This is a genomic window from Actinocorallia lasiicapitis, assembly GCF_054778695.1.
Genome location: NZ_BAAGZI010000739.1, coordinates 1 through 1,227, shown reverse-complemented (window position 1 = coordinate 1,227; position 1,227 = coordinate 1). Strand labels below are relative to the sequence as shown.

General features: G+C 60.4%; 1 protein-coding gene. It reads left to right on the top strand.

The annotated features are described in order from the left end of the window. Nucleotides 1-79: 79 nt before the first annotated feature. A partial coding sequence (locus ACYVE7_RS34245; protein ID WP_460370759.1) for an IS701 family transposase occupies nt 80-1,227 on the top strand: 1,148 nt, incomplete at its 3' end.

The window sequence follows — 1,227 nt, the reverse complement described above, 5'->3', positions numbered from 1 at the left end:
CTAGTACTACATGCCTAGATCTTGAGTGGGTTCCGGAGTTCAATCACCTGAGAGGGTGGGGGCATGCCACCTTGGTGGCATGCCCCCACCCTTTGAAGATAATGGCGCGGTAACCACTGAGGCGCTGGACGATTGGCGTGCGGAGTTCGATCTGTTGTGTGCCAGGTTCGAGGCACGATATTACCGCACGGAGTCGCGTGAGCATTTTCGGCAGTATCTGCGTGGCCTGCTGGCCCCGTTGGCACGAAAGAACTCATGGACGATCTCGGAATTCACGGGTGAGCGGCGGCCGACCGCGATCCAGCGGTTCATCAATTTGACGCCCTGGGACGAGAACGCTCTTCGTGATGACGTCCGTTCCTATGTGATGGAACATCTCGCCGACTCGAACGGGATCTTGATCGTCGACCCGACGGGATTCGCAAAGAAGGGAAAGAAATCCGCTGGCGTCCAGCGGCAGTACTCCGGGACACTCGGCCGGATCGACAACTGTCAGATCGGCGTTTTCCTCGCTTACGCCAATTCTAGCGGTGATCGGGCTCTCATCGACCGAGAACTGTATCTGCCCGAGACGTCCTGGTGCCGAGATGCCGAGAGGCGCGCCGAAGCGGGCATCCCGCAGGACGTCGCCTTCGCCACGCGCCCCCAACAGGCCCAAGTGATGATCAGCAGGGCGATCGAGGCGGGCGTGCCGTTCGCCTGGCTCGCCGCAGACGAGGAATTCGGGCAGAACCCTGGCTTTCGCGCCTATCTGGAAAGCCGCCAGATCGCCTACGCCGTCGCCGTCCCGAAAACCACCGACACCACGACGTTCTCCGTCAGCAAATACTCCAGCAACACGGTCGAAACCCTCGCGGCCACCCTTCATCCCGAAGACTGGATCCGCCGCTCCTGCGGAATCGGAATAAAAGGATTCCGCGTCTACGACTGGGCAGCAATTCCCACCTCCGATCCCGACCACCAACTGATATTCCGGCGCAACATCACCGACGGTGAGCTCTCCTACTTCCATTGCCACAATCCACGGCACGCAGATACCACCGAACTCGTCCGCGTCATCGGCGGCAGGTGGCCGATCGAAGAATGCTTCGAAGCAGCAAAACAAGAAGCCGGACTCGACCACTACCAATTCCGCCTCTACCGCGCCTGGTACCGGCACATCAGCATGGCCATGCTCGCCATGGCCTTTCTCGCCGTCCTGCGCCACTCCGCTAAAAAGGGGGACCT